The sequence below is a fragment of the Actinopolymorpha sp. B11F2 genome (assembly GCF_040195635.1).
In the GTDB taxonomy this organism is placed as follows: domain Bacteria; phylum Actinomycetota; class Actinomycetes; order Propionibacteriales; family Actinopolymorphaceae; genus Thermasporomyces.
The window spans coordinates 165434-191683 of record NZ_JBEFTX010000012.1 but is presented as its reverse complement, the minus strand read 5'-3'; the positions used below and the strand labels follow the sequence as shown (position 1 = coordinate 191683).

Annotated in this window: 20 protein-coding genes; 7 read left to right on the top strand and 13 right to left on the bottom strand. The window is 67.2% G+C overall.

Going from position 1 to position 26250, the window contains the following annotated elements; translation table 11 throughout:
* Positions 1 to 159: 159 nt before the first annotated feature.
* Together ABN034_RS21795 and ABN034_RS21790 are read right to left on the bottom strand one after the other, a co-directional pair.
* Positions 160 to 3198 carry a patatin-like phospholipase domain-containing protein gene (locus ABN034_RS21795; RefSeq protein ID WP_349692846.1) on the bottom strand — a complete coding sequence of 1013 codons (3039 nt, stop codon included), beginning with the start codon at positions 3196 to 3198 and terminating at the stop codon, positions 160 to 162.
* 119 nt (positions 3199 to 3317) lie between these two features.
* Complete coding sequence (locus ABN034_RS21790; protein ID WP_349692845.1) at positions 3318 to 4127, bottom strand: aminoglycoside phosphotransferase family protein; 810 nt, start codon at positions 4125 to 4127, stop codon at positions 3318 to 3320.
* A 28-nt stretch (positions 4128 to 4155) separates the two neighbouring features.
* Here ABN034_RS21790 and ABN034_RS21785 point away from each other — a divergent pair, with 28 nt between their 5' ends.
* Both ABN034_RS21785 and ABN034_RS21780 read left to right on the top strand, forming a co-directional pair.
* Positions 4156 to 4860, top strand: a complete 705-nt coding sequence (locus ABN034_RS21785; RefSeq protein ID WP_349692844.1) for a cyclodeaminase/cyclohydrolase family protein — start codon at positions 4156 to 4158, stop codon at positions 4858 to 4860.
* The gene (locus tag ABN034_RS21780; RefSeq protein WP_349692843.1) at positions 4857 to 5735 is read left to right on the top strand and encodes a bifunctional 5,10-methylenetetrahydrofolate dehydrogenase/5,10-methenyltetrahydrofolate cyclohydrolase; all 879 of its coding nucleotides are present in this window, start codon (positions 4857 to 4859) and stop codon (positions 5733 to 5735) included. Before ABN034_RS21785 ends, ABN034_RS21780 begins: the two co-directional genes overlap by 4 nt.
* Here ABN034_RS21780 and ABN034_RS21775 read toward each other — a convergent pair.
* Positions 5726 to 6454 (bottom strand): hypothetical protein, encoded by a 729-nt coding sequence (locus tag ABN034_RS21775; protein WP_349692842.1) that lies wholly within the window; start codon positions 6452 to 6454, stop codon positions 5726 to 5728. The two genes, ABN034_RS21780 and ABN034_RS21775, sit on opposite strands and share 10 nt — an antisense overlap.
* 256 nt (positions 6455 to 6710) lie before the next feature.
* On the opposite strand from ABN034_RS21775, the gene ABN034_RS21770 reads away from it, so the two are divergent.
* The 5 genes from ABN034_RS21770 to ABN034_RS21750 all read left to right on the top strand — a co-directional run bounded on the left by ABN034_RS21770 (position 6711) and on the right by ABN034_RS21750 (position 12336).
* Positions 6711 to 7817 carry an HNH endonuclease signature motif containing protein gene (locus ABN034_RS21770; RefSeq protein ID WP_349692841.1) on the top strand — a complete coding sequence of 369 codons (1107 nt, stop codon included), beginning with the start codon at positions 6711 to 6713 and terminating at the stop codon, positions 7815 to 7817.
* Positions 7818 to 7846: 29 nt separating this feature from the next.
* The gene (locus ABN034_RS21765; RefSeq protein WP_349692840.1) at positions 7847 to 8965 is read left to right on the top strand and encodes a methyltransferase; all 1119 of its coding nucleotides are present in this window, start codon (positions 7847 to 7849) and stop codon (positions 8963 to 8965) included.
* Positions 8966 to 9016: 51 nt separating this feature from the next.
* A complete protein-coding gene (locus ABN034_RS21760) occupies positions 9017 to 9865 on the top strand; it encodes a PHP domain-containing protein (RefSeq protein WP_349692839.1) in 849 nt (282 codons plus the stop codon).
* A gap of 159 nt (positions 9866 to 10024) precedes the next feature.
* Entirely contained in the window at positions 10025 to 10867 is an 843-nt protein-coding gene (locus tag ABN034_RS21755; RefSeq protein WP_349692838.1) for an alpha/beta fold hydrolase, read from the top strand.
* Positions 10864 to 12336: a flavin-containing monooxygenase gene (locus ABN034_RS21750; RefSeq protein ID WP_349692837.1), complete on the top strand. Its 1473-nt coding sequence runs from the start codon at positions 10864 to 10866 to the stop codon at positions 12334 to 12336. Before ABN034_RS21755 ends, ABN034_RS21750 begins: the two co-directional genes overlap by 4 nt.
* A gap of 79 nt (positions 12337 to 12415) precedes the next feature.
* Here ABN034_RS21750 and ABN034_RS21745 read toward each other — a convergent pair whose 3' ends face one another.
* The 10 genes from ABN034_RS21745 to ABN034_RS21700 form a co-directional block, all read right to left on the bottom strand.
* Positions 12416 to 13192, bottom strand: a complete 777-nt coding sequence (locus ABN034_RS21745; protein ID WP_349692836.1) for an aminoglycoside phosphotransferase family protein — start codon at positions 13190 to 13192, stop codon at positions 12416 to 12418.
* Between the two features lie 112 nt (positions 13193 to 13304).
* Positions 13305 to 13691, bottom strand: a complete 387-nt coding sequence (locus ABN034_RS21740; protein ID WP_349692835.1) for an RNHCP domain-containing protein — start codon at positions 13689 to 13691, stop codon at positions 13305 to 13307.
* A gap of 164 nt (positions 13692 to 13855) precedes the next feature.
* Positions 13856 to 14935, bottom strand: coding sequence for an ABC transporter ATP-binding protein (locus ABN034_RS21735; RefSeq protein ID WP_349692834.1), 1080 nt, complete (start codon positions 14933 to 14935; stop codon positions 13856 to 13858).
* Entirely contained in the window at positions 14932 to 16029 is a 1098-nt protein-coding gene (locus tag ABN034_RS21730; RefSeq protein WP_349692833.1) for an ABC transporter ATP-binding protein, read from the bottom strand. The genes ABN034_RS21735 and ABN034_RS21730 overlap by 4 nt, the downstream gene beginning before the upstream one ends.
* 7 nt (positions 16030 to 16036) lie before the next feature.
* Positions 16037 to 17221, bottom strand: a complete 1185-nt coding sequence (locus ABN034_RS21725; RefSeq protein WP_349692832.1) for an ABC transporter permease — start codon at positions 17219 to 17221, stop codon at positions 16037 to 16039.
* 17 nt (positions 17222 to 17238) lie between these two features.
* Positions 17239 to 18231: an ABC transporter permease gene (locus ABN034_RS21720; RefSeq protein WP_349692831.1), complete on the bottom strand. Its 993-nt coding sequence runs from the start codon at positions 18229 to 18231 to the stop codon at positions 17239 to 17241.
* 20 nt (positions 18232 to 18251) lie between these two features.
* A complete protein-coding gene (locus ABN034_RS21715) occupies positions 18252 to 20111 on the bottom strand; it encodes an ABC transporter substrate-binding protein (RefSeq protein WP_349692830.1) in 1860 nt (619 codons plus the stop codon).
* Positions 20112 to 20524: 413 nt separating this feature from the next.
* Entirely contained in the window at positions 20525 to 22144 is a 1620-nt protein-coding gene (gene aceB / locus ABN034_RS21710) for a malate synthase A (protein ID WP_349692829.1), read from the bottom strand.
* A 50-nt stretch (positions 22145 to 22194) separates the two neighbouring features.
* On the bottom strand, positions 22195 to 23268 hold the full coding sequence (locus tag ABN034_RS21705) for a TolB-like translocation protein (RefSeq protein WP_349692828.1): 1074 nt from the start codon (positions 23266 to 23268) through the stop codon (positions 22195 to 22197).
* A gap of 1 nt (position 23269) precedes the next feature.
* Entirely contained in the window at positions 23270 to 25861 is a 2592-nt protein-coding gene (locus ABN034_RS21700) for a hypothetical protein (RefSeq protein ID WP_349692827.1), read from the bottom strand.
* Positions 25862 to 26250 lie beyond the last annotated feature (389 nt).

The window sequence follows — 26250 nt, the reverse complement described above, 5'->3', positions numbered from 1 at the left end:
GTCCGTAGCGTGATCATCGCATGCGCACGTTACTCGTCCACCAGGGCGGCGTGAAGGTCACCCGAGACGGCGGGTCAGGTGACGATTCGGCAAAGCCGTCGACGATGGCGACCGCATGCGCACGATCACGGACCTGTGCGGGCCCACAGGTGCCGGTCGTCACGCGACCGGTGACCGGCCCCGCCCGGCGTTCTCCTGGGTAGTCAGATGACCTGACGATTCACCCACGACCTCGGTCCTGCCCTCGACCTCGGCTCTTCCCTCGACGTCGGCCGGCGCCACCTCGAGCGCCACCTCCGGCGACACCTTGGGAGCCCGCAGATGTTCACACATGTCCTTCGTCAACGAGTGCCCGAGAGCGCGATAGGCCTCGAAGTCGAACTCGCCGTAGATCTGGTCGCCCGTCGAACGCAGGGGAAAGTCGCCATGGCGCAGCGCGTACGCTTCGACATCCCAGGAGAGTTGGCCCGCGAGCATCGCCTTCACCAGCAGGATCTCCGCCTCGCCGCCGTCGGGATAACGGGCCAGCCCACGAACCCAGCCGCGTTGGACCCGGTCCCCGTCATGACGCTGCACCTGGCGTGGATCGAAACTGACACTCACACCGAGGTCCATCCGCGCCGTCGCGATCGCCGATCCGACGGTGGCGAAGCTGTCCTCCGGATCGAGGGACGCGTCGATGACGATGATCCGACGCGGCCGCCGGCGCAACGCCTCCACGAGCCCGAGGTTGTCGTAGTGCCCGCCGTCGGTGACGTAGAGCCGCCGGTCATAAAGCGACGTCCGCCCGACCGCTTCCTTGAACAACCGGTAGGCACCGGGCTTGTCCGCCACGCTCGCCAGGTGAGCCCCCTGGTCGGCGACCTTCGCGATGACCCGCGCCATCACGCCACCGCGGCCATGCTCCGCGCGGTCGAGCCACTTCTGCGCGAACTCCGACGGCTTCGAGGTCGATCCCCAGTAGGGATTGGGCAGCCACACACCCAGCCGTGCGTTGACCACCGCGAAGAGCAGGCGCATGGGCCGGGTCCGTGCGTTCTCGCGTCCGGTCAGGGGGGCGAACGCCGCGCCACTGATGGCGACGGCACCCGCGATCGTGACGTCCCGCTGGCGATGGTCCGCACGCACTTCGTACGCCGACGTCGACTCCAGTCCCTCGCTCGGCAGGGTCACGTCGCCGGCGACACCTGTGAACGCCGGATCGAAGACGAACGGCACACACCCCCGGTCGGGCGGGATGAACTCGCGGTCGAACGCATTCGCCGACGCGACGATCGTCAGCTGCGGACCGCCGTCGGTGGCTCCACCCCAGGAGGAGTAGGGCATCGGCATCGCATAGTCGTACGCACTTGCCGAGTCCGGCCCGGTGCGGCGCACGAGGTAGGCCGTGGACAGGCGCTCGCGATAGTACGGATGCAACGACGTCCGCGTGGCGTCGGTGAACACAGCCACCAGCACGACGAGCCCGGCGCACACGGCGGCCACCCACCAGCGCGCCCGCCACTCCTCGCTGGCGACATAGCCGGCAGTCCACCGTGACAGCACCACGAGACCCGCGAGCAGCAGGAGTGCCGAACCGAGCCACGGCACCAGCGTCGTCCTCGCCCACCGCACGAGCCGGTCCCGGAGCCCGCCGCCGAACGTGCCCGCCGTACGAGCCGCGCCTACGGCGCCAGGACGGCCATCTGCTTCGGCACCTGCCCGGGAGTCAGCGCCGACGTCGAACGTCTCCAACCCCTTCCAGGCCGAGCGGGCGAGCGCGAGGAACGCGGCACCCAACGCGGCCAGCGTCGCGAAGCCGAACTGGGAGTCCAGCGCCGTGTCGGCACCTGCGGCGCCGATCCCGGCCACGCCGCTGGCGGCATTGGCCAGGCCGGTCGCGACACCGTTCGCCAGGTCGGCCATGAGGCCGGCGTCACCCGCGCCGTCCGGCCCGCCCGCGCCGCCGTTCGAGCGCACGCTCACCTGGCTCTGCCCGAAGTCGTTGGCGGCGACGAGCAACATGGGCATGCCGATCAGCAGGCCGGCCGCGAGGAAGCCCGGCAGAGTGAGGGCCTGCGCGAACGCACGTCCTTCCGTACGCAACCAGTCCGGCGGCACCCGGAACCGGTCCACCACGACCTCGACGAGGAACAGGACGACGACCAGCGCGAGTGGCCCGAGAGCCCCCAGCCAGTACCACATCGGGACATCGGCGAAGTCGACCGCGGCGTCCGGCGTGCCAAGACCGTTGACGACGCCGACCTCGGCGATCGCCCAGCCGAGGACCCAGGACACCAGGCGAAGGCCGACACCGATCAGGACGAGGTTGACGACAGCGCCGTACAGCAACGACATGATGCCCCGCGCGCCCGCCGACACCGACGGCATCAGGTAGTTGGTGTGCCGCCGCAGCCGGGCCAGCTCAGGCGTACCGATGGCGAACGGCGGCCGCTCGCCCTCCCGGCCGGTGAGGGAGCGCCGCAGGATGTGGAAGGCCGCCGCGATGTAGCCGCCGCCACTCACTCCGATGACCGACGTGGACTTCTGGTACTCGCCGATGTCAGTCAGGTGCTGGAGAGCGCCGAGGGAGAACGCGGCCGACCGGATTCCCCCACCGGAACAGCAGATGATCTGTCCGCCCTCGTCGCGGCGCCGCGGATCGGCCGGCTCGGGGCCCTCGACCTGCCGGCGCGACAACACGGCGGCGAGGAACGCACCGCAAACGACGAGTACGCCCGCGAGCCAGGCCAGCCACATCACCGGACTGAGCGTGGCGACCTCGAGCGACGGACACACACTGCCGCCCGACGACCGCGGCGCCGCGCCGAACCGCTGCCACAGGACGACGTTCTCCGCGACGTCGAGCACGGCGGCCAGGGAGACGAGCCCCGCACCCGCGAGACCGACCCTTGACAGCGTGCGCGACCAGGGCGCACGGACACAGATGAAGTCGCGGGCTCGCCAGGCGGCGAGAACGTACGCATAGATGAACATGACGTCGACCAGCAACGACAACCGCGCGGGTACGACACAGGCGGGAACTCCGCCGGCGATGCCCGCACCCCAGCGTTCGGCCCAGGCCGGGTCGGCGTCGAGCACAGCGTTGCGCATGGGCCACTGCACAGCCAGCAGCACCACGACGACGAGAACGGTGATGCGGACCCGCCGCCACTGCCCGACGATGCGGATCTGGGCCCGGGTGCGTTCCTCCGACACGATGCTCCCCCTTGCCGCGCGGGCCGGCCGGCGGGAACACGCAGGCCGCGGAGATCAAGGTTATGGCACCACGATCTTCACCGTCGACAAACGGAGTTCGACCGCCGACGAAGCAGGCTTCAGCCGGCGAAGAGGCTGCGGAGGCGTTCGCTCCACCTGATCCGGTGGAGGAGGAGGTGCAGATACCCGCGCTCGACCCAGGTCGCCTGTGGTTGGCAGCCTTCCGCGGCCAGCTTTCGTACGGTGTCGTACGTCTCCTGCTGCGTACGGATGACGTCGTCGACGAGTGCGGTGGTCGAGGTGAGGCCGTATGCCTCGGCGAAGACGGCGACGCGATGCGGGCGGTTGGGTGGTTCGGGATAACCGAGCGACTTCATGCACTCGGCATTGCTGCGGAACGGCGCGAGGTATTCGACCGCGTAGACGATGTCGCAGCGTTGCGGTGCGGGATAGGCGAAGTCCCAGTCCAGGATGCCGGTGGGCCGGTCGCCCTGCCACACGAGGTTGTACGGGCCGAAGTCACCATGACAGACGATCTCGTCGGGGTTGTCCGGATCGCCGGGCTCCTGGATGCCGCTCGACCACAGCAGGTCGGGGTCGCGCCGCCAGCCCGCTACCGCGTCGTGGTACTCCCGCAGCAGCCGGCCGACGGCGCGCAACCCCGAGTCGGGCACGACCTTGGCCCAGCCGGCGGGACCGGACTCGCCTTCGAGGAACGTGAGCACTTCGCGGCCCTGCTCGTCGAAACCGAGCACGCGCGGACTGTAGGGAAACCCGACGGACTCCAGATGCCGCAGCAGCGCGTGGACGGCCGGAGTCCACGGGGCGACCGGGCGGCGGATGGTGTCGCCGACCCGTTCGACACGTCGCGGGGGCGGCTCCTGCCCTCCGCGTACGGCGTTGTCGCCGTGATCGACGTGATCGGCCATGGACGGGAGGCTAGCTCGACTCCGGTGTATGGCCCAATGCGGTGCGGGCGGTGGGCGACGGTACTGTGAGCGACTGCTGCTCACCTGGGGGATCATCGTGACGAAACCCACCCATGACGAGACGATCGGTGCCTGGCTCGACGCCCTCGGATCGGCGGCCCCGGCGCCGGGGGGTGGAGCCGCAGCCGCGATGAACACCGCCATGGGCGCCGCGCTCGTCGCCATGGTCGCCAACCTCACGATCGGCAGGCAGGCCTACGCCGAACACCACCCGCACGTGACACGTGTGCGCGACGAGGCGGACGAGCTGCGGACCCGCGCCGTGGAACTGGTCGCGCAGGACGCTGAGGCCTTCGACGCCCTGATGGCGACGTTCCGGCTCCCCAAGGTGACCGACGCCGACAAGGCCGCGCGGGCGACCGCCATCCGGGCCGCGACCGTCCGCGCCACGGAGGTGTCCATCGACATCGCCGCTGTGGCCGCGCGCGTGGTCGGGCTGGCGGAGAGCCTGCTCGGTCGTTCCAATCCTTCGGTCGTCTCCGACATCGCGGTCGCCGCGGCTTCTGCGGTCGCCGGCCTGGAGTCGGCGGGGGTCAACGCCGACATCAACCTGCGGTCCCTCCGCGATGTCGATGTCAAGACGCGGTTGACAGCGGAGATCGAGCGCCATCGTCTGCAGGTCAGTGCCGGGCGTAGCGTCGTCGACGCCGTACGCAAGGAGATCGGGCCATGAGCACTCTCATCGACGGCAGGGCGATCGCGGCGGCGGTCAACGAACGTACGATCCGCGCGGCCGAGCGGCTTCGGGGCGACACGGGCGAGCCGATCGTCCCGACGCTCGCGATCGTCGTGCCGACCGACGACGAGGGAACGGCGTGGTACGTCCGGTCGATCCGGCGTACTGGCGAACGGGTGGGTGTCGACTGCAGGGTCGACTCGATGGTGTCCGCGTCGGGCTCGGACATCGCGCGACGGCTCGCGGAACTGTCCGCGGATCCCTCCGTGCACGGCGTGGTCTGCCAGACGCCGTTGCCCGCGGGCACCACGCTGTCGGAGGTCGCCGGATCGATCGTGGCGGCGAAGGACGTCGACGGGGCCAACCCGACGTCGCTCGGCATGGTCGCGGCGGGGGTGTCAGGGGCGTTCGCGCCGGCGACCGCGGCGGCCGTCATGGAGATCCTGCGCTCGTCCGGCGTCGCCCTCCCCGGTCGGCGGGCGGTGGTGGTCGGACGTTCGACCATCGTCGGCAAACCCACTGCCCTGTTGCTGCTGGCCGAACACGCGACCGTGACCGTGTGCCACTCGCGAACGAGCGACCTGGCGGCGGTCTGCCGGGAGGCCGACGTCCTGGTCGCGGCCGCGGGGTGGCCGGGGTTGATCGACGCCTCGCACGTACGCCCGGACGCGGTGGTGATCGACGTGGGGACCAACCCGACCCCGGACGGTGAGCTCGTCGGCGACGTCGACGCCGAGGCGGTGGGCGAGGTGGCGGGAGCGCTGACACCGGTGCCCGGAGGCGTCGGACCGGTGACCACCGCCATGCTGCTGCACCACACCGTGCAGGCGGCGGCGCGACTCTCCGGCTCGGTGGCTGCTCGTCAGGGCTGAGTGTTACGTGCGGCGCGGTGCAGGAGCGAGTCATGCCCGCCGCCTGCAAGGGCCGCGCGGTGCAGGTACGAGCCACGTACGCCGCCGGCGGGGTCCGGCTGGTGCCAGCTGATCAGCTCGGCGGCGCCGAACTCGAGCTCCCCCAGCTCCAGGTTCTTGCGCGCATCGCACCATGCGACGACCGCCGTGGTGTCGGGAACGGGCGCGGCGAAGTGGACCAGATGGGCGTACCAGCTTGTGCGGATGCTGGTCTCGATGGGGGGCACTGCGTACCGCTCCAGGATCGTTCGCAGTCGTCGACGGAGCTCGTCCGCGGTGTCGTCGCGGGGGTAGCCGACCACCGCAATGCCGCCCGGGTGCGGGCTCACGCCGCGGACGACCATGCGGAGTGCAGGGAGACCCTCGGCTGCTTCGTCCAACGCCCGGATGTACGTACGAAGTCGGGGATCGTCGCGCGGGACACACGACCGGTGCGGTTCGAGCGCGCGAATCGTGAAATGGATGTCGTCGGGTCCGTGCGCCCAGTGCCCAGAACCTGCCAGCGCGTCGGCCTCGCGCCCCAGGTCGGCCAGCACCTGCATCACCGGATGAGCGGAGCGGAAGACCACACTGATGCCCCAGCGACCACCGTCGTGGAGCGGCTGCTCGGGATGGATCGTGCCGGCGAGAATCGCTCGCCGCCCACGAGCACGACCCCTCGCCGCGTCGCCCTGCTCCAACAGTCCGCATCCTCTCACCCAAACGTCCAGGCATTGTACGGCCAGCGAGTTCGCCGTCCCGTGATCATGATCGAGATCATGAAGGATTCTCGGCCTATATAGTTGGCTATTCCTTCATGATCATGGAACAGCCCTTGTTCTACAGGGCTTTCGCGGTTCGGCTGTCGGTGGTCGCGTTTATGGTTGGATCATGTAAACGGGGACCACGCGCACCACACCGCAGCAAGCGAATGCGTTGTCGGTGCTGGTGTCGCGCATGCGCAGCCGGCTTGGTGAGGAGTTGCCGCCGGTGTTGTGGTCGATGGGCGAGGACGAACTCATCGACCTGTTGGTTGACCTGCAGGGGCTGATCGCCCAGTGCGACGCCGGACTGCTGGCCGCTATCAGCGAAGCCGATCGTCGCGACCTCGGCAAGACCGCCGGCGCCACCTCCACCACAAACTGGCTGTCCGACATGCTGCGGATACGTCCCGGCCAGGCCAGTCGGAAAGTCAAACTCGCCAAGGATCTCGACACATCGTTGGTGATGACTCGGACCGAGATGAACGCCGGCCGGATCAGCGCCGACACCGCCGACGTGATCGCCCAGACGATGCGGGACCTACCGTCCGAGGCCGGACCAGATACGCGGTTCGACGCCGAACACGCCATGCTCGAGCACGCCCACACCTTCCACCCCGGGGAGTTGACGAAGATCGGCAAAACGATCCTCAACTCCGTCGACCCAGAGTTGACCGACCAGATCCTGGCAAAGAAGTTGGCCGACGAGGAGAAGCGAGCAGCCCGCGCCAGAGAGCTCTCGATCAGCGATGACCCTTACAGCACAAGCTCCTTCGTTCGCGGGAAACTCGACGCCGAAACATCGGAGATGCTGCGCACCGCGTTGGAGCCGCTGGCGAAACCACGCCCCACCACCGCCGACGGACCCGACACCCGCACCTACGCCCAACGCATGGGCGACGGACTGCACGAACTCCTCCGCCGCTACCTCGACTCCGGCGAATCACCATCCCACGCCGGTGAGAAGCCGCACCTGGTCATCCGCATCGACGGCATCCGACTATTCGTCGGCAAGACCCGCCGACTCCTCGAACTCCGGGATCGCGGATGTGCCTTTCCGGGATGCGACCGCCCGCCGTCATGGTGTGAGGGCCACCATGTGATCGCCTGGCTGAAAGGCGGGCCAACCACGGTCGCGAACGGCGTCCTGCTGTGCGCATTTCACCACCGCCTCACCCACCAAGGAGCCTGGACCGTACGCATAGCCGGCGACGGCATGCCGGAATTTGTCCCACCCCCGAATGGGTCAGCAGAACCCGAGAACCCGTACGCAACGCAAGACTTCGAGCGTAGGGGTTGGTAGTTGTCCACTTCACCGGCAGGATGGCGCTCATGTCGGCAAACCTCGGAGCCCTCAGCGACCTCTGCACGCCCTGGTGCATCCGGGTCGTGGCGACCCTTCGCATCGCTGAACTCCTCGCGGACGCAGAGAGCACCGCAGAGACAGGCAGGACCACAGACGCAGACAACACCGCAGCGGCTGACAGGACGACAGCCGGCGAGGGCGACGGCAGCGGGCCGGCGCACGCAGATGCCGCGGCAGACATTGACACGACCGTAGGCATTGACGACCTCGCCGCGGCGGCGGGTTGCGATCCCGACGTCCTCTACCGAGTGCTCTCGCACCTCGTCACCAAAGGCGTGTTCGACCAGCCCACACCCGGACGGTTCGCGATCAACGAGACCGCACGCGCGCTGCTCGACCCTGGTACGCACCTCTTCCTCGACCTCGACGGCATCGGCGGCAGGATGGCCCACGCATGGAGCACGCTCCTGAAGGCCGTACGCACCGGAGAGCCCGCCTACCATGAACTCTTCGGCCGACCGTTCTGGGAGGACCTGGACGCCCATCCGGACGTCGCGGCAAGCTTCGACGATCTCATGGGCCCTGCGGGACATGGCACCCCAGACACCGACATCCTGGTCACCGGCGACTGGGACTCGGTGCGCACCGTGGTCGATGTCGGCGGAGGCACAGGAGCGCTGCTCGCGGAAATCCTGCGTACGCATCCACACATCCATGCCAGTCTGGTCGATCTGCCGAGGACAGTCGCACGCGCAGACTCGACATTCCGGTCCGCAGGAGTGGCCGACCGCGTCACCACACATGGACAGAGCTTCTTCGATTTGCTGCCTGGCAAGGCCGATCTCTACCTCCTGATGTCCATCCTCAACGACTGGCCGGACCGCGAGGCCGTCGCCATCCTGCAACGCTGCGGCGAAGCGGCACACCCCCATGGCCGGGTTCTGATAGTCGGTGGGGTTTCCGACGGCGCAGGAAGGTCGGCCGCCCTGATACCGGAGACAGTCCTGATGGGAGGCAAGGATCGACGCCTCACCGATTTCGGCGAGCTCGCCCGCGCGGCCGGGCTCGAGGTCCATGCGACCAGGCACCTCCCGACCGGGCGCCTCGCCGTCGAGTGCCGCCCCCACGACCCAGAAGGGCAGTGACCCCGCTGCCCCCTGGCGTTCCAACGGCAAGGGCACGGCACACTGGACGTGATGAGCCGACGAACATCGCCACCACCGGACAACCACGTTCACAGCGAATGGTCATGGGATGCGCAGAACGGTTCGATGGAACGGACCTGCGCCCGGGCCGTCGAGATCGGTCTTCCCGCGATCGCCTTCACCGAACACGCCGACTTCACGCCGTGGGTGGTCGCCGCCGACGATCCGGCGCCTCCACCGCCCTCACTCGTCGCCGCCGACGGTCTCTTCAGCCCACCGGGCCTCGACGTCGACGGTTACCTGGCATGTCTGCAAGTCTGCCGAGACAAGTTCCCCGACCTGCGGATCATGTCCGGTGTCGAACTCGGCGAAGCTCACTGGCACCGCCGGGCCGCCGCCGATCTGCTGTCCGGCGACCGCTTCGACCGGGTGCTGGGATCCCTGCACGCCTTGCGGAGCAACGACCGCTACCTGGAGCCTTCGCAGCTCTACCGCGAGCAGCCAGTGGCCGAGGTCGTTCGGGGCTATCTGGCCGAGGTGACCCGCCTCATCGAGCAGACCGACGCCTTCGAGGTCCTGGCCCACATCGACTATGTCCTCCGGTACTTGCCAGCCGACGCGGGACCGTTCGACCCGACGGCCTTCGAAGACGAGTTTCGGACCGCGCTCGACGCTCTGGCTCGCTCGGGACGCGCCCTCGAGGTCAACACCCGGCTCCCCCTGCACGCACAGGTGGTTCGCTGGTGGTACGACGTCGGCGGTGAAGCAGTCACCTTCGGCAGTGACGCCCACGAGCCGGCCATGCTCGCGACCGGGTTCTCCTCCGCCGCCGCGATGGTGGAGGCCGCCGGCTTCCATCCGGGCCGGCATCCGTACGACTTCTGGCGCCGCCACCGCTGAAGCGGCGTCCGGACCAGACCCGCATCGCGTCTCAGCGCCGATCGTGACCGTCGGCCCTTCCCTGAACCGATCGCGACCGTCGGCCCATCCCCGAGCCGACCGTGACCGTCGGCCCTTCCCCCGGGCCGACCGTGGCCGTCAGCCCCTCCTCAGCAGATCGTGACCGGTCGTCCATTCCGTGAGAATGTGGTCGTCGACGGGACGGGTGGAGAGGAGACGGTCGTCGTGACGCTGGCGTACGAACGGCAGGGAACCGGTGCTCCGCTCGTTCTGCTCCACGGTCTCGGCCACCGCCGACAGGGGTGGCGTCCGGTGATCGACCTGCTCGCCAGGGAGTTCGACGTCATCGCCGTCGACCTGCCCGGCTTCGGTGAATCCTCACCGGTCGGCCCGCGGTGGCGCGAGGACCTCACGCCCGCCATCTCGGCGTTCTGCGACGACCTCGGCCTGAAACGCCCGCACGTCGCCGGCAACAGTCTCGGCGGCGCGCTCGCCCTGGAACTCGCGATCTCCGGACGGGTCGCGTCCGCCACCGCCCTCGCGCCGGCAGGTTTCTGGACCACGTCGGAACGCCGCCGGGCGCTGGCCACGCTCCACACGTTACGGGCGACCACCTTCCTGCCGGTGGCCGTGCAACGCTCCCTTCTCGCCTCGCGGCAGATGCGTCGCTGGACGTACGGAGTGTTCGTCGGCGAGCCGGATCGTCTTCCACCCGCGGCGATCCTCGACGACAGTCTCGCGATGCGCGCCGGGAAGAGCTTCCGGCCGGTGGCGCGGCATGGCCGCGGCTATGCGGTCGCGGGCACCCTCCAGTGCCCGGTCACCGTGGCGTGGGGGACCCGGGACCGGATCCTTCCGTACGTGCAGGCCGACCGCGCCAGACAGCGCTTCCCCGAGGCCCGTCACGTCGACCTTCCGGGCTGCGGCCACGTACCGATGAGCGACGATCCCGTCCTGGTCGCCACCACGATCGGACAGACCGTCAAAGGACGCAGGCCATGACCGGCGGCACATCGACGACAGAGCCGGCGATCGTGGTCATCGGTGCCGGGTTCGGCGGCATCGGCATGGCGATCCAGCTGAAGAAGGCCGGAATCCACAGCTTCGTCATCCTCGAGAAGGACGACGACCTCGGCGGCACCTGGCGCGCCAACGGCTATCCCGGCTGTGCCTGCGACGTGCCGTCGCACCTCTATTCGTACTCCTACGAACTCAATCCGGACTGGTCGCGGATGTTCTCACCGCGCGAGGAGATCTGGGACTATCTGCGTCACTGCGTGGAGAAGTACGCGGTGGCGCCGCACATTCGTTACGGCGTACGCGTCGAGTCGATGGAATGGCAGGACGACACGCGCCGCTGGCATGTCACTACCGCGACCGGCGAGGTCCTGACACCGCGGGCGGTCGTGTCCGGGGTCGGGTCGCTGCACGTGCCTTCCTATCCCGACATCCCTGGTGCGGAACGGTTCGGCGGCGTGAGCTTCCACTCCTCGGCCTGGGACGATTCGTACGACCTGACCGGCAAGCGGGTCGCGGTGATCGGGACCGGTGCAAGCGCAGTCCAGTTCGTTCCCCGGATCGCCGGGAAGGTTTCCCGGCTGCACGTCTTCCAGCGAACGCCGCCGTGGATCCATCCCCGGCCGGACACCGAGATTCCCGCGAAGCGGCGCGCGCTCTTCCGGCGCAGTCCGCCGGCGATGTGGGCGTTTCGTACGGCGATCTACGGCGGGCTCGAACTCCGCGCTCTCGGATTCGCGGTGAACCCCACGCTGATGGAACCGCTGGAGACGCTGGGGCGGCGGCATCTCGAACGCCAGGTCTCCGACCCGGACCTGCGGGCGAAACTCACGCCCGACTACACGATCGGCTGCAAACGGATCCTGCTGTCGTCGGACTACTATCCAGCGCTCGCGCGGCCGCACGTCGATCTCGTGACCGACGGAATCGCCGAGATCGACGAGCGGGGAATCCGTACGCACGAAGGAGATTCGTACGACGTCGACGCGATCATCTACGGCACCGGCTTCAGGGTCACCTCTGCCCTCATGGAACGCCAGATCGTCGGCCGGAACGGCGTGAAGATCCAGGACGCCTGGGCCGGCGGCATCGAGGCGCACCATGGCATCTCGGTCGCGGGATTCCCCAACTTCTTCATGCTTCTCGGCCCGAACACCGGCCTCGGCCACACGTCGGTCGTGTTCATGATCGAGGCACAGGTCCAGCACATCATGAGCTGCCTCCGGCTGTTGCGGCGGCACCGGGCGGACGTGATCGAGGTCAGGCCGTCCGCCCAACGCCGCTCGAACGAACGCCTGCACCGGCGACTCCGCAAGGCGGTGTGGAGTGTGGGCGGATGCCGAAGCTGGTATCTCGACGAGGACGGTGTCAACCGGACGATCTGGCCCGGCTTCTCCTTCGAGTACTGGGCACGCGCCCGTCGCGCCAGGCGCGCTGACTACCACCTCACCTGAGGTGCCGGTGCGGGCTGGTTCGCAGCAGGGGCACCCTCATCCATCCTGGAGTGGTCCTGAGATGCCGCCAGCCGAGCAGTCAGGGCGCAAAGAGGCGGCGATTCTGCTCACTCCACCGGATGCGGTCCCGGAGTTCGTCCAGATAGCCGGCGGCCACCAGCTCCCGCTGGCGCTCGTGCCCCTCGTCCGCGAGTCTCTGGACGGTGTCCAGCCCGCCCAGCTGCACCGCGATCACCTCATCGACCAGGCCATCGGTCGATGCCAGTCCGTACGCCTCGGCGAAGATCTCGAGGCGCCGCCGCCGGTCCGGAGGCTCCGGATAGCGCAACCACCGCAGGCATTCGGCGTCGTCGCGGAACGGAACCATGTACTCCAGCGCGTACGCGACGTCCTGCCGGGGCGACGCGACGTTGGCGTACTCCCAGTCCAGCAGGCCAACCGGCTGGACGCCCTGCCAGACGATGTTCCACGGCCCGAAGTCCCCGTGGCAGACCACCTCGCCCGGCCCGCCGGTCCCGCGCTCCCCGGTGAACCAGACCGGCTCGACGTCCGGCCGCCATGCCGCCACGACGTCGTGGTACTCCCGAAGCAGCCGCGCCGCCGCCCGCAGACCGCGCTCGTCGACGACCTTCGCCCAGCCGTCCGGGCCGGACTCGCCCTCGATGTAGGTGAGGATGTCCACGTCGCCTTCGATGCCGACCACGTGCGGGGCGTACGCAAACCCGGCGTCCCGCAGGTAGCCGAGCAGCGCATGGACGGCGGGAGTCCATGGCTGCAGGGGATGGCGGACAGTCGAGCCGACCCGGACCACCGGCCGGTCGGAGCGGTCCTGGAGGATCTCGCCGTCTTCTGCCACCCCCGCACGGTACAAGCCGGGCAGGGGTGCGCCGCCAGCCGTTTTTCCGGCCGGCGCCGGAGCTCCCGCCCCTGTTCACCACTCGCCCTGAGGCCAGCTACCCGTCCCCGCTCTACTCGTCCTGCAGTCGCTGGAACGGGAACGGCGGCATCGTCAACGGCAACGCGGCCAGGCGGACGAGGAGCAGCGGATTGTCATCACCGGCGGTCTTGTTGAGCCGGAGCCGCCCGCAGTTCGTACAGCGGTGGATGAGGACCCACCGACCCTTGCCGCGCACGGTGACCGCGATGGGTTCCATCCCGCCGGCGCAGTCGGTCTTCCGGTCACCCGGCACGTTGCGATCAAGGTGCCGGGACCACAGACAACTCGGACAGTGATTGCGATGGGAGGTGCCGGGCGCGTCGAGCGAGACGTCTACGCCGCAGTGCGCGCACCGGAACGAACGTGCGAATGCCAACCTGAGAGACCTTTCGGAGCGAGGGTACGAAACAGGACACACATGACTCGTCTCCTTCCAGTCTCGGTGGCGTCACGCCAGTCATTGATCGGGCCGGGTAAGCAGACCAGGAAGCACACCGCGGCGTCAAGCGAGAATGTCTCCAGGCGGAGGTGAGACCGGACGTCGACGAGTGCCTCGGGGACGCAGGCGGCGCGGGCCGGGTGTCATGCGTCCTCGGCGGGGATCGTCGCACTTGCGAGGGACAGCTTCTCCGCGTGGTGGCAGGCCGCGAGGTGGTGGCCGTCGATCACCCGGAGTTCCGGTCGCTCCGACGTACACCGTTCCTCGTCGGCGTACCGGCACCGGGTGTGGAAGAAGCATCCGCTCGGCGGATTGGCGGGGTCGGGGAAGTTGTCCGACAGCCGGATCCGACGTCCGCTGCCCCGCAGCCGCGGGTCCGGGCGCGGCACCGCCGACAGCAGAGCCTCGGTGTAGGGGTGCTGCGGATCGTCGTACAACTCCTCGGTCGTGGCGACCTCGACGATCCTTCCGAGGTACATCACCGCCACGCGGTTGCAGATGCTCTCGACGACGGACATGTCGTGGGAGATGAAGAGGTACGTGAGATCGAACTCGTCCTGCAGATCGCGTAGCAGGTTGAGGATCTGCGCCCGGACCGAGACGTCAAGCGCGGACACCGCCTCGTCGGCGATGACGAGTTGGGGATTGACGATGAGCGCGCGGGCGATGTTGACCCGCTGACGTTCACCACCGGAGAACGCATGCGGATAACGGCGCATGTGCGACGGTGACAAGCCGACCTTGCGCAGGATCTCGGCCACCCGGTCCTCCACCTCAGAGCCCCGCGCGACCCCGCTGGCCGTGAGCGGATCACCCACTATCTGCAGGATCGTCATGCGCGGATTGAGCGAGGAGAACGGGTCCTGGAAGATCACCCGGATCCTTCGTTGGTACGCACGGAGCTGCCGGATGCCCATCGGCGCCAGGTCGACCGCACTGCCATCGTCATTGCGGTAGTACAGGTGACCGTCGGTGGGCTGGCAGCTGCGGACGATGCACCGGCCCAGCGTCGTCTTCCCGCAGCCGGACTCACCCACCAGGCCGAGAACCTCGCCAGGACGGATCGCGAAGCTGACGTCGTTGACCGCCTGGACATGGCCCGTCGTCCGCGCGAAGAGGCCGCGACCTCTGATGGGAAAGCGCATCGAGAGGTTCTCGACCCGCAGCAACGCTTCCGTGTCGTCCGTACGCACGGAGTCGGTGGTTTCCGCCGCTGTCGTCATGCTCCCTCCCCTCCGTCCACCCGGACTCCCGTGGCCTGGCGCAGCTCGTGCTTTCGGAGCAGATCAGGATCGTGCAGTACGCAGCGGACGCGGCGCTCGTCGGCGAGCGTGACCGTCGGCGGTTCGACCGTGTCGCACAGCCCCGGGACCGCGTGGTCGCAGCGCGGCTGGAACGGACAGCCCTTCGGCCGGTCGAGCGGATGAGGCACCTGCCCGCGGATCGACGACAGTCGTTGCCGCACCCCGCGACCCATGGTGGGGATGGAGTCCAGCAGTGCCCGGGTGTAGGGATGCTTCGGGTCATGGAAGATCTCGTCAACGCCGCCTTGCTCCACCACGGTTCCGAGGTACATCACGATCACCTCGTCGGCGATCTCGGCGACCACACCCAGGTCGTGCGTGATGAACATCATCGCCATCCCGGTGTCGCGCTGGATGTCGATGAACAGGTCGATGATGCGCGCCTGGGTCGTGACGTCGAGCGCCGTCGTCGGCTCGTCGGCGATGAGCAGCCGCGGCTCGCAGGCCAGCGCGATAGCGATCATCACCCGTTGACACATGCCACCGGAGAGCTGGAACGGATAACTGCCCATCGTCCGTTCAGGTCGGGGAATGCCGACGCGTTCCAGCAGACCGATGCCGCGTTTCCAGGCCTCCTCCTTGCTCAACGGCAGATGCACCTGGATCGCCTCGACGAGCTGGTTGGCCACCGTGTAGACAGGCGACAGAGACGCCATCGGCTCCTGGAACACCATGGAGATCTCGTTGCCGCGGATCTTCCGCATCCCTTCGCCACGGATGTCGAGGGCCGCCAGGTCGACGCGATCCTCACCGGCGGCCGCGGACCCGTTCGTTCCGGCACCGTCCGTACGCCACCAGACATGGCCATCGACCACCCGGCCCGGCGACTCCACCAGACCGAGGATCGACCGGGCGGTGATGCTCTTTCCGCAACCGGACTCGCCCACCACGCACACCGTCTTTCCCTCAGGCAAGCTGAGGTTGACGCCATCGACGGCACGGACGACACCGTCGTCGGTGAAGAAGTGCGTCTTCAGTCCCTCGATCGCGAGTAGACCGTCAGAACGTGGCATCGATCTCCTACTGACTGTACGGGTCTGCCGCGTCGCGCAGACCGTCGCCGACGAAGTTGAGTGAGAGCACCGCGATCACCACGGCCACGCCCGGCAGCATCAACCACGGCGCGTTGGCGATCACTTGGACGTTCTGCGCGTCCTGCAGGAGAACACCCCAGCTGACGACCGGCGCCTGCAGACCCAGACCGAGGAACGACAGGGCCGTCTCGGCAAGGATCATGCCGGGAATCGAGAGGGTCAACGACGCGATCAGGTGGCTGGTGAACGACGGCAACATGTGCCGGAAGATCAACCGGCGTGGGCGATTGCCGTCCAGCTGGGCCGACGTGATGAACTCCTCGACCCGCAACGACATGAACCTTCCGCGCGTGACGCGGGCGAGGTCGGTCCAGGCAAATGTCGCGAGGATCACCGTGATCGCGAAGTACCGCTTCAGTGGGCCCCACCCGCCAGGCACCGCCGCGGCAAGCCCCAGCCACAGCGGCAGCGTGGGAATCGACATGAAGAACTCCACCATGCGTTGGATCAACGTGTCGATCTTGCCGCTGAAGTAGCCGGAGATCCCGCCGAGCACCACACCGAGCATGAACGCCATGGTGACGCCGATGAGCCCGATGGTCATGGACACCCTCGTGCCATGGACCAGCCGGGACAACAGGTCCCGGCCACTACGGTCCGAGCCGAGAAGGTACATCGGTTGCTTGTCGTCCACCGGACCGATCAGGTGCAGGTTGGTCGGGATCAGCCCCCACATCCGGTACTCGTCGGTCGAGGTGTCGAACAGCCGGACGGGAATCTTCTTCGACTCGTCGATGGTGTAGATGTTCTCGAACGTCTCGGGGTCCCGCGACGACGTGTAGCCGTGAACATAGAGTCCGACCTCCCAGCCGCCGCCACTCGTGTCGAGCACGTGCAGCATCTGCGGCGGCGCGTAGGGATACTCCTCGTGGAACTTTCCGGTGGAGTACGGCGCGACGAACTCAGCGAAAAGCGCGACCAGGTACAAGATGATCGCCGCCACGGCACCGATCATCGCCAGCTTGTGGCGTTTGAACGCACGCCAGACGAGTTTCGCCTGGCTCGCCGAGAAGTCCTCCTCCCGCGTGCGGTCGCTGCCGGCGCCCGGACCGGACGTACCGTCGGGGGTGGCGACCTGACTGATCGGCACCTGTCCCGTCACCCCTGCCATGCTTCGCCTTCCCGCCGCTACATTCCGCGCAGCCGGACTCGGGGATCGAGCCACGCCAGAGCGATGTCGGACAACAACGTGCCGATGACGGTGAGCACACTCACGATCAGGATGAGCGACCCGGCAAGGTACATGTCCTGGCTGAGCAGCGAGCTCAGCAACAACGGGCCGGTCGTCGGCAGGGACAGCACCTGGGCGACGATCACCTCACCGGATACGAGCACCGGCAGGATCCAGCCGATCGTGGAGATGAACGGGTTCATCGCGATCCGCAGCGGATACTTGAGGATCACCTTCCGTTCAGGAATTCCGCGCGCTCGCGCCGCGACGACGTACGGCTTCCGTAGCTCGTCGAGCAGGTTGTTACGGAGAATGCGGATCAGCCCCGCGGTGCCGGCGGTTCCGAGGACGACGATCGGTACCCAGATGTGTCCGAGGAGGTCGACCACCTTGCCGAGGTTCCACCCCGCATCCGCATACGTCGGCGAGAACAGCCCACCGACGCTGAGGCCGAAGAACCGATATCCCATGTACATCAACACCAGAGCGATGAGGAAGTTCGGCACTGCGAGCCCGAGAAATCCGATCGTCGTGAAGAGGTAGTCGCCCACCGAGTACTGCCGCACCGCGGAGTACAGCCCCACCGGAAAGGCGATGATCCAGGTGAACATCAGCGTCGCCGCCGCCATCACGATGGTCAGCGGTAGGCGCTGTGCCAGCAGGTCGGCGACCGGCCGGTTGTACTGGAACGACTGGCCGAAGTCGAGATCGGTGAGGATGGCCGATATCCACTTGAAGTACTGCACGTAGATCGGTTCGCCCAGGCCGTAACGCTGTTGCAGGGACGCCAGCTGGCCCTGGTCCATCTCGATTCCCTGCGCCCGCATCTGTGCCACCAGGGTCGTGAGGTAGTCCCCTGGTGGCAGCGAGATGATGAGAAAGGCGACGACGGAGATGAGGAACACCGTCGGAATCATGTACACCACCCGGCGTACGATAAAGTTGATCATCGTCTCATTAATCTGCCGGGTCAGCCTTCGTCGATGTAGTACTGGCTGACGTTCGTCACCGCGGGATACGGGCACTTGAACGACAGCCACATCTTGTCATCGCCGGGGACGTTCTTCAGTCGGTTGGAGACGACGGCGTAGGTCTTGGGTGGCAGGCTGATCCCCATCGTCCAGAACTCCTCCTTGGCGATGTCGATGATCTGCCGCATCCCTTCGTACTGCGCCTCCCGGTCACTGTTGCCGAGCACCTGTTCCCGGAAGATTCGCGCCTGTCGCTGCATCGCCTCCGGCGGCTCCTCCTGCGGGCTGCCGCCTTCGTACCACCGCGACCACAGGGGCGCGTAGGACGATCCGCCCGTGGCGAAGAACCAGCGCGGATCCGCCACCATGTCGAGATAGCCGAGCTCGCCGGAGTCGGGGGTGCAGTCGTACTGGTTAGCCTCCAGCCGGGTGCTGACGAGCTCGGGGGCCACGTTGTCGATGCGAAGCTCGATACCGACCTCTTCCCAGGTGGGCTTGATGAACTCCAGCGCGTCCACCATCAGCGGATAGCGGCTCTGGTTCAGAACCGTGATGATGATCGGGCGCCCGTCCGGGCCGAGCCGTCGACCCTGGCCGTCGACCTCACCGACGCCTGCCTTCTCCAGGTGCTGTCTCGCCAGGGCCAGATCGAACTCGGTGTACTGCTTGCCCATCTCCTCCGCTTCGTAGAACGGCAGCTCCGGACGTGGCGCGGTCTGCCACGGCTGGCCCTGCTCCAGATGGACCAGGTCGATGATCTGCTGGCGGTTGATGGCGTGCGACAGTCCGATCCGGAAGTCCTTGTTCCGGTACATCCGGCGCTTGGCCGGATTCTCGTGGGTGAGATTCAGGCACAGTCCCATGGTGTTGTGGTTGGGATCGTTGACGTCGACGAGCTTGTAGTCGCCGGTCTCCTGGCCGCGGGCCAGCACGGGTCGGTTCTTCGGCGTCGTGACCTCCGCCCGCTGGTAGAGGTCGACGTCGCCATTTGCCGCCTGCAGGATCAACGGGCCTTGGTCCTGGAAGAAGGTGAAGACCACGCTGTCGAGGTACGGCAGCTGGCTTCCGTCGGGATCAACCTTCCAGTAGTACGGGTTGCGCTCCCACACCTGCCGGTCGCCGTCGCCATGAGGGTTCTTCGGAATCCATCCGGTGAGCACCGGGAGTTCGATGTTGTTGAGCTCGTCGATCCGCTCCAGGAACGTCTCGTGCCAGTTGTCGGGCAAGCCGGAGGTGAACTCCGCGTGGAACTGCTCGAGGTAGTGCCGGGGCAGCAACCGGAACGGCGGGCCGTGGATCGCGAGGTTCTCGAGGAACAAGGCGTTGGGCTGCGCGTAGGTGAACGCCACCGTGACGTCATCCTGCTTCTCCACCACCAACGGCTTTCCGTTGATGGTGAGCTGCGACTGCGGCACCGGCGTGATCTTCTTGTTGGAGAAGATGTGTTCGTACCAGAACACCAGATCGTCGGCGGTGAAGGGCTCACCGTCGGACCACTTCATTCCCTCGCGCAGCTTGAACACGTACTCACTACCGCCGCCGTTGACCTCGAAGGACTCGGCGGCGTTGGGAATGATCTCGCTCCAGGTCGGGTCCCAGGTGATCAGGTGGTCGTTGCACACCGTCATCCACGGCCAGCTGGGGTCCGTGCTGGCGTCGACCGTTCGCCAAGTCCCGCCGTAGGTTCCGATCTGGTCGAGGGGCTCGATGACCCGTGGAGCCTTCGGCAACCGTTCGGCGACCGGCGGCAGGTCGCCTGCCTTGACCCTTGCCGCCAGACTCGGCGCCTCCTTGCCCTTCGTTCCCCCGCCAGTGCCGCCCCCGCCCTGACCGTTCTGGCCCTTCGTGTCGGGGTCCATCGACAGCGCGCTGCAACTGGAAAGGAAGCTCGCGCCCACAACCGATGCACCTAGTGTCAGGAACTGCTTGCGTGAAATGGCCCGTCTCATGCTGCTCATCTCTCCTGCTTCGGGGTGTTGCGTAGGTCCCTTCCACCGTGGGACTCGGTGTGGGGGTGGGATGGTCGAGGTGACTCGACGGGGCGGCCACGCGATCGGCGTCGCCGGACGAAGGCGGAGCGGTGGATGAGCATGGCCACCGCTCCTGAATGGTCCATCCCTTCTCGATGGGCCACTCTTCTCAATGGAAGAGATGCTCCGTATTGCGGCGGGGTACCGCTGAGGGTACGAGTCGGAAATCGTGAGGTCAATGAACACAGGGGGACTTTTTCTGGCCGGATTCGGGCCCCCGAACGGCATGACCAACAGTCGCCCTAGGGACGGGATTCGTCAATGAGTTCGTACGCCGGAATCGTCAGGAAGTCGGCGTAGCTCGGCGCCAGAGCGACCTTTTCGAAGAGCTCGCGAGCCGGCGAGAAATTACTGCGATGGAAATTCTCTTCGCCCATCTCTTCGCGTAGGTGGGCGCACTCGTCGTCGGCCACGCTCCGGACGAGCTCGGCCGTGACGACCTCCCCATTGTCCAGTGGTGTCGCGTGGTGGATCCACTGCCAGATCTGGGAGCGGGAGATCTCGGCCGTGGCGGCGTCCTCCATCAGGTTGAAGATGGCGACGGCTCCGTTGCCGCCCAACCACGAGGCGAGATACCGCAGCGCCACGGCGACATTGTTCGCAAGCCCTGCCTCAGTGGGGGTCCCGGGCGTCGACCCCACATCGAGGAGGTCCGCCGCCGCTACCTCCACGTCGTCACGACGCCGCTCGAGTTGGTTTTCCCGACTCCCCAACTGCCGGTCGAACACGTCCTTACATATCGGCACCAGGTCCGGATGCGCCACCCAGGATCCGTCGAAGCCGTCATAGGCTTCTCGCTCCTTGTCCGCGCGGACCTTTCCCAGCGCCTGTTCGTTGATTTCCGGATCGCGCCGGTTGGGGATGAAAGCTGCCATTCCTCCCATGGCGAACGCACCACGCCGGTGGCAGGTCGCCACCAGCAACTCGGTGTACGCACGCATGAACGGAGTCGTCATCGTCACCGCGTTCCGGTCGGGGAGAACGAACTCTTGCCCGGCGTCACGGAAATACTTGATGAGGCTGAACAGATAGTCCCACCGACCGGCGTTCAACCCGGACGCGTAGTGTCGGAGCTCGTAGAGGATCTCCTCCATCTCGAACGCCGCGGGAATCGTCTCTATCAACACCGTCGCCCGGATGGTGCCTTGCTCGATTCCCAGCAGTTCCTCCGCGACGGCGAACACGTCGGCCCACAGCCGGGCTTCGAGGTGGCTCTCCAGCTTGGGCAGGTAGAAGTACGGTCCGCTGTCTCGCGCCAGCAACTCGCGCGCGTTGTGGAAGAAGTACAGCCCGAAGTCCACCAGCGCACCTGTCGCCGGCTGACCGTCGAAGGTGAGGTGCCGCTCGTCAAGATGCCAGCCACGCGGTCGTACGACGATGGTCGCGAGCTCGCCGTCCTCGCGTAATGCGTACTGTCTCCCGTCGGGTCCCTCGAACGTGATGCGTCGCCGGACCGCATCGGCGAGATTGACCTGCCCACTCACCACGTTGGACCAGTGCGGGGTGTTCGAGTCCTCCAGATCCGCGAGCCACACCTGCGCGCCGGCATTGAGCGCGTTGATGGTCATCTTGCGTTCCGTCGGCCCGGTGATCTCGACCCGGCGGTCACGCAGGTCCTTCGGCGCCGGCGCCACCTGCCAGGCCGGATCGTCCCGGATCGCCTTCGTGTCTGGGAGAAAGTCGAGAGTCCCGGTCTTTGCCACCTCGTCCCGGCGTTGTCTGCGGCGCGCGAGAAGTTCTTCCCGGCGCGCACCGAAACGCTGCTGGAGAGCGCCGACGAACGCCAGCGCCTCCGGGGTCAGCACCTCCTCACTGCGGGGAACCGACGGACCGGTGACTGACGTGGCCGCGTGGGAAGGCATGCGAAACTCCTTGCTCGTCGGGAGACACACTCGAAAGACGTTGATCGGATTCAGGGCTTGCCGGAGGTGGAGTTCAGCAACTTCGCCGCGTTCTCCCGCGCCCGGTCCGCCGGCGTCTCCCACCGCTCGGCTTCCGGCGTGCGTTCCCAGGCGTCCAGATCCAACAGGCCGAGACCACGGCCGAACCCCGCCTCGTCCGCACGAAGGCCCACCATGAACGCGAGCCATCTGCCGTCCGGGCTCACGTTGGAGTTCGTCGCCTTCCACGTGTGGTCGCCGGGCATGGAGGTCATGCGTACACGCTGTTGGGAACCGTCGAGCTTGAGCTTCCACAGGTCTCTCGGTGGGAACATCGGCCAGTCGGTGTCGCAGGAGGACTCGAGACAGATGTACTCGTGGTCGGGAAAGATTCCCTCGCACTCGTTGTGCACCATCGGCTCGTCGATGTAGGTGGTGAACTCGGCGGTGTCGAGCCGGCAGCCCTTGACCACGCAGCGCGGGCGCACATCGCCGGCGACTCTGACGTACTCGGCGAACACCACCTCGGTGTCATCGTGGCGGAAGTCCTGTGGTTCCGGGCGCAGACCGCGCCTGGTCCGGTAGAACACCCGGTCCTCGCCGAGCTCCGGACCGTCGTCGCCGTAGGCGATCTCGGTGACGTGACACTCGGAGACGTCCGGATCACCCAGACCGGGATCGTTCCTCCCGGTGACGGCGTAGGTGATCAGCGGACTGTTCGTCGAGACGCCGCACCCTTCGAAGATGCGGCGACCGAGCGGCTTCGGCGGCCGACTCGCGTTCTTGTCCAGCACCCACAACTCGGACTCGACATGCCGACTGGTGTCGCGATCGGTGAACTGTCGTGGACCGATCAGCAGATAGTCGCCGTTGGACAGGATCAGGACGCGGAGAAACGCATGGTGGTCACCCAGACCCTGCGTCAAGTTCCGCACCTTCCCGGTCTCCACGTCGAGTTCGCAGACGTCTCCGTAGTTCGTTTCGATGAAGGCGATCCGGGTTCCGTCGGCCGACCAGTAGGGCCGCTCGCCGTAGTCCAGCAGCTTGCGGTGCAGGGGCGGTGGATCGTCGAGGACGTGAGCGACGTCGGCCCGTTCGTTGGGCATCTCAGTGGATCCTCTGTCGCAGCAGGTGATAGGGCTGGCTGGCCAGCGAATCCTCGAGGCCCGGGGAGATCCAGGCGTCACCGCCCGCGTCGTGGATGGTGAAGTAGTACATGAGCGCGAAGTCGGAGTCGGTGTAGGAACCTGGGACGGTTACCTGATAGCGCGCACCGTTCCAGCGCATCTCCGCGGTCTCGAAGTCCTCGCCCTGGTTGACATGGCGGTAATGGCAGACCACGTGGCCGTCGAACGACGCCTCGCTCGGGACGAGATCGATCGCGATGTCCTCGCCACGGGAGAACTCGGCCGGTGCCGGGTGGGTGAAGCGCGGTCGCGCACTTCGCGGCACCGCCAGGTTCGCCTTGACAGGCGTGTTCTTCTCGGCCCTGGCGGTTTCGTGCAGCCGCTCGAGGTTGGCGAGGTCCTCCTCGATGGCCGGCAGTCGGTCGGCCCAGTGGCCGTGTTCTGACCGCAGGTCGCCGAAGGTGAGGTCCGGCCGGTAGACCTCGCGCGTCTCCTCGACGATGCCCGCCCAGACGTCGCGCGCCTGACGGTAGGCGGCCACCGCGTCCCCCAGGTGCTGCGCATCTCGGGTGCGTTCGTAGAGGGAGTAGGCCACCCCCGCTCGGGACTTTCCGGCGAAGAACCGGCCTAGCCCGGCCTGCACCTTCACGTCGACCGCCAGCCGGCGGAATACCGGCGCGTCCGGATCCGCGGCCTGACCGGTCGCCGTGGCGAGATTCCGTTCGGCCTCGTCGGCGAGACCCTCCAGCCATTCAGCGACGTCAAGCGGTGTGTAGCGTCCGTCCCGCCGGCCGGCGATCGCGTCGTCGGCGTACTCGTCCACCCGGTAGAACATGCTCGGGTCGAACGCGCTCACACCGCCGAACGTCGGTGGTTTCGCCGTGTCCCGCTCGTAGTGGTCGGCATTCGGTCCGCCGGCGATCGGCATGTTGAGATAGATCTCCGGCCAGTAACCGTTGTTGGAGGCACCGAGGCCGTGGACGACGGTGACGAGCGGTAGCACCCGGCTGGCTGGTGCGAGTGCCTGCTCGACCGCGTCGGCCGCGTTTCCGTACTCCGCACGAAGGAACCGGCGCCATTCGTCCGGCTGGGCGTCGGGGTTGTAGAGCAGCCGTCCCCACAGGCGGTAGGTGTAGAGGTACTTCCTCCACACGTCCCGGCCCATGCGCAGGCTTCCGTCGGCGTACGGATCCCGCCCACCCTCCTCCCCGGTGTTCTTGCGCCCCTTGAAGGTCAACGGTTCACACAGCTCGATGCCCCGCGCGCCGGCGAACGTACCGAGCCGCCCATAACCGGCGGCCAGCTCAGGATCGCCCCACAACAACACCTTCTGGGTGCCCGGCCAGATCCTGAACAACAACCCGAGATCGCTGCCCTCGCGGAGGAAGTCGCCATATCCGTACCTGGTGAAGCGCCGCTGGAACGCGGTGATGGCCATCAGCCCACTGCCGGCTTCCTTGGTGGCCCGTTCGCGTTCGCGAATTGTCGTCTGGTGATAGGGAAGCCCCTGGTGTTCGGCCCAGTACTTCGCGGACACGATCACCGGAAGGCCCGTTCCCTGCGCGATGTCGACGAGTTCCTGGTCGACACCCTTCGCGTGCATGTCGAGCTCGATCGGACGTCCGACCTCGCCGACGGCAGTCATGACGGTCTGCCAGAACTCCTCGTGGTTCGGCTCGGGGATTCCCCCTTCGTAGTGGACCCGCATGGTCAGGCCGTCGATGGACGGACATTCGTTCAGCAACTGGCTCAGTGCGGCCGCGCTGTAGGTCGCGTGGTTGTCCGGTGTCACTCCGGTGACCGGGTAGAGCGGGTCCGATCCTTCGCCCTGGTCGAAGGCATGGTTCCAGAGCCCGAGCTGGAAGTGCATTCCACGGCGTTTCGTCTCGTCACTGATGAACCGCAGCGTCTCGAGATTGCGGTCACGTTCGTCGTCGGGCACGTTGCCGGCGCGTATGTCGAATCCGGGAACGTCGAGCAGGAACGGATACGGGAAGCAGAAGTAGTTGTCGGTCGCGGGATGGTGGCCGTAGTTGTACTGCATGCCGAGCGCCAGCTGGAACCGGTTGACCCGGTTGACGGCGAGTTCGGTGAGGTAGTCGGTCCAGAATTCCCGGTCGTAGAACCAGGGCTTGTCCTCGACGTCACTGGTGAAGGTGCGCAGAATGCTCCGGACCGGCGTCGCCGCCTGCTGAGTTTCCGGCGTCGTGGCGCGGAGTTCGCCGAGAACGTCGCCAGTGAAACGGGCACGGTCGGCGAGTTCGAGCACGCCGTACGCCAGGCCACGCGCATCCGCACCAGCCACCCCCACCGAACCTTCGCCTCCGTCCGGCCGGCTGAGCGCGAAGGCCTCCGGGCCCGCGGGCTGACCGGGGTCACCGGCGCCGCCGACGTTGATCACAAGGTCCGCTTCGGAGTCCGCGTCGGTACGCACGGTGACGCCCGCGCCGGCCAGGACGTCGGCCATGTGGCTGACCGCCCACCGCACGGGCGGCTCGGTCGCCAGTGGATCGGACGGGTCGAGAACGATGGCGATGGATGAAGAGTCGCCACCACCGGTCGCGGAGCTCATGGATGGTCCTCATTCCTGCCGATCACGGGCCGATCCCGTGGAAGTGGATTTTCGCATCGTAGAACCTCCCTTCCGCCGGTGGCCACGGCTTCGCCGGTCCACAAACGGCCATCACGCGGCCCGGCCGGACACGCTGGGTGAGACGCGGCTGGCTGGCGGGCATGAGGAGGGCCGTACGCGCAAAGCCGTACGCACCGAACTGTCCGCACCGGACTGTCCGCACCGGCCGGGCGCACGATGAGCCGGCCACCACCGCCGAGCGCCGACCTGGAGGTCGACAATGGAGACCCCTCAGCTGATGATCGCGATCATCGCCATCCTGGTCGTGGCGGCGATCGCCCTGAAGGTGTTCCGGAAGTAGTGAGGACGTCCCAAGAGTCGGGTCGACA

Bases quoted from the DNA above. Each gene is read 5' to 3' on its own strand.
- ABN034_RS21765 (WP_349692840.1), top strand. From the start codon at position 7,847: ATGTCGGCAAACCTCGGAGCCCTCAGCGACCTCTGCACGCCCTGGTGC.
- ABN034_RS21750 (WP_349692837.1), top strand. From the start codon at position 10,864: ATGACCGGCGGCACATCGACGACAGAGCCGGCGATCGTGGTCATCGGT.
- ABN034_RS21715 (WP_349692830.1), bottom strand. From the start codon at position 20,111: ATGGACCCCGACACGAAGGGCCAGAACGGTCAGGGCGGGGGCGGCACT.
- ABN034_RS21725 (WP_349692832.1), bottom strand. From the start codon at position 17,221: ATGGCAGGGGTGACGGGACAGGTGCCGATCAGTCAGGTCGCCACCCCC.
- ABN034_RS21780 (WP_349692843.1), top strand. From the start codon at position 4,857: ATGAGCACTCTCATCGACGGCAGGGCGATCGCGGCGGCGGTCAACGAA.
- ABN034_RS21700 (WP_349692827.1), bottom strand. From the start codon at position 25,861: ATGAGCTCCGCGACCGGTGGTGGCGACTCTTCATCCATCGCCATCGTT.
- ABN034_RS21705 (WP_349692828.1), bottom strand. From the start codon at position 23,268: ATGCCCAACGAACGGGCCGACGTCGCTCACGTCCTCGACGATCCACCG.
- ABN034_RS21730 (WP_349692833.1), bottom strand. From the start codon at position 16,029: ATGCCACGTTCTGACGGTCTACTCGCGATCGAGGGACTGAAGACGCAC.
- ABN034_RS21735 (WP_349692834.1), bottom strand. From the start codon at position 14,935: ATGACGACAGCGGCGGAAACCACCGACTCCGTGCGTACGGACGACACG.
- ABN034_RS21785 (WP_349692844.1), top strand. From the start codon at position 4,156: ATGGCCCAATGCGGTGCGGGCGGTGGGCGACGGTACTGTGAGCGACTG.
- aceB (WP_349692829.1), bottom strand. From the start codon at position 22,144: ATGCCTTCCCACGCGGCCACGTCAGTCACCGGTCCGTCGGTTCCCCGC.
- ABN034_RS21790 (WP_349692845.1), bottom strand. From the start codon at position 4,127: ATGGCCGATCACGTCGATCACGGCGACAACGCCGTACGCGGAGGGCAG.
- ABN034_RS21720 (WP_349692831.1), bottom strand. From the start codon at position 18,231: ATGATCAACTTTATCGTACGCCGGGTGGTGTACATGATTCCGACGGTG.
- ABN034_RS21770 (WP_349692841.1), top strand. From the start codon at position 6,711: ATGCGCAGCCGGCTTGGTGAGGAGTTGCCGCCGGTGTTGTGGTCGATG.
- ABN034_RS21760 (WP_349692839.1), top strand. From the start codon at position 9,017: ATGAGCCGACGAACATCGCCACCACCGGACAACCACGTTCACAGCGAA.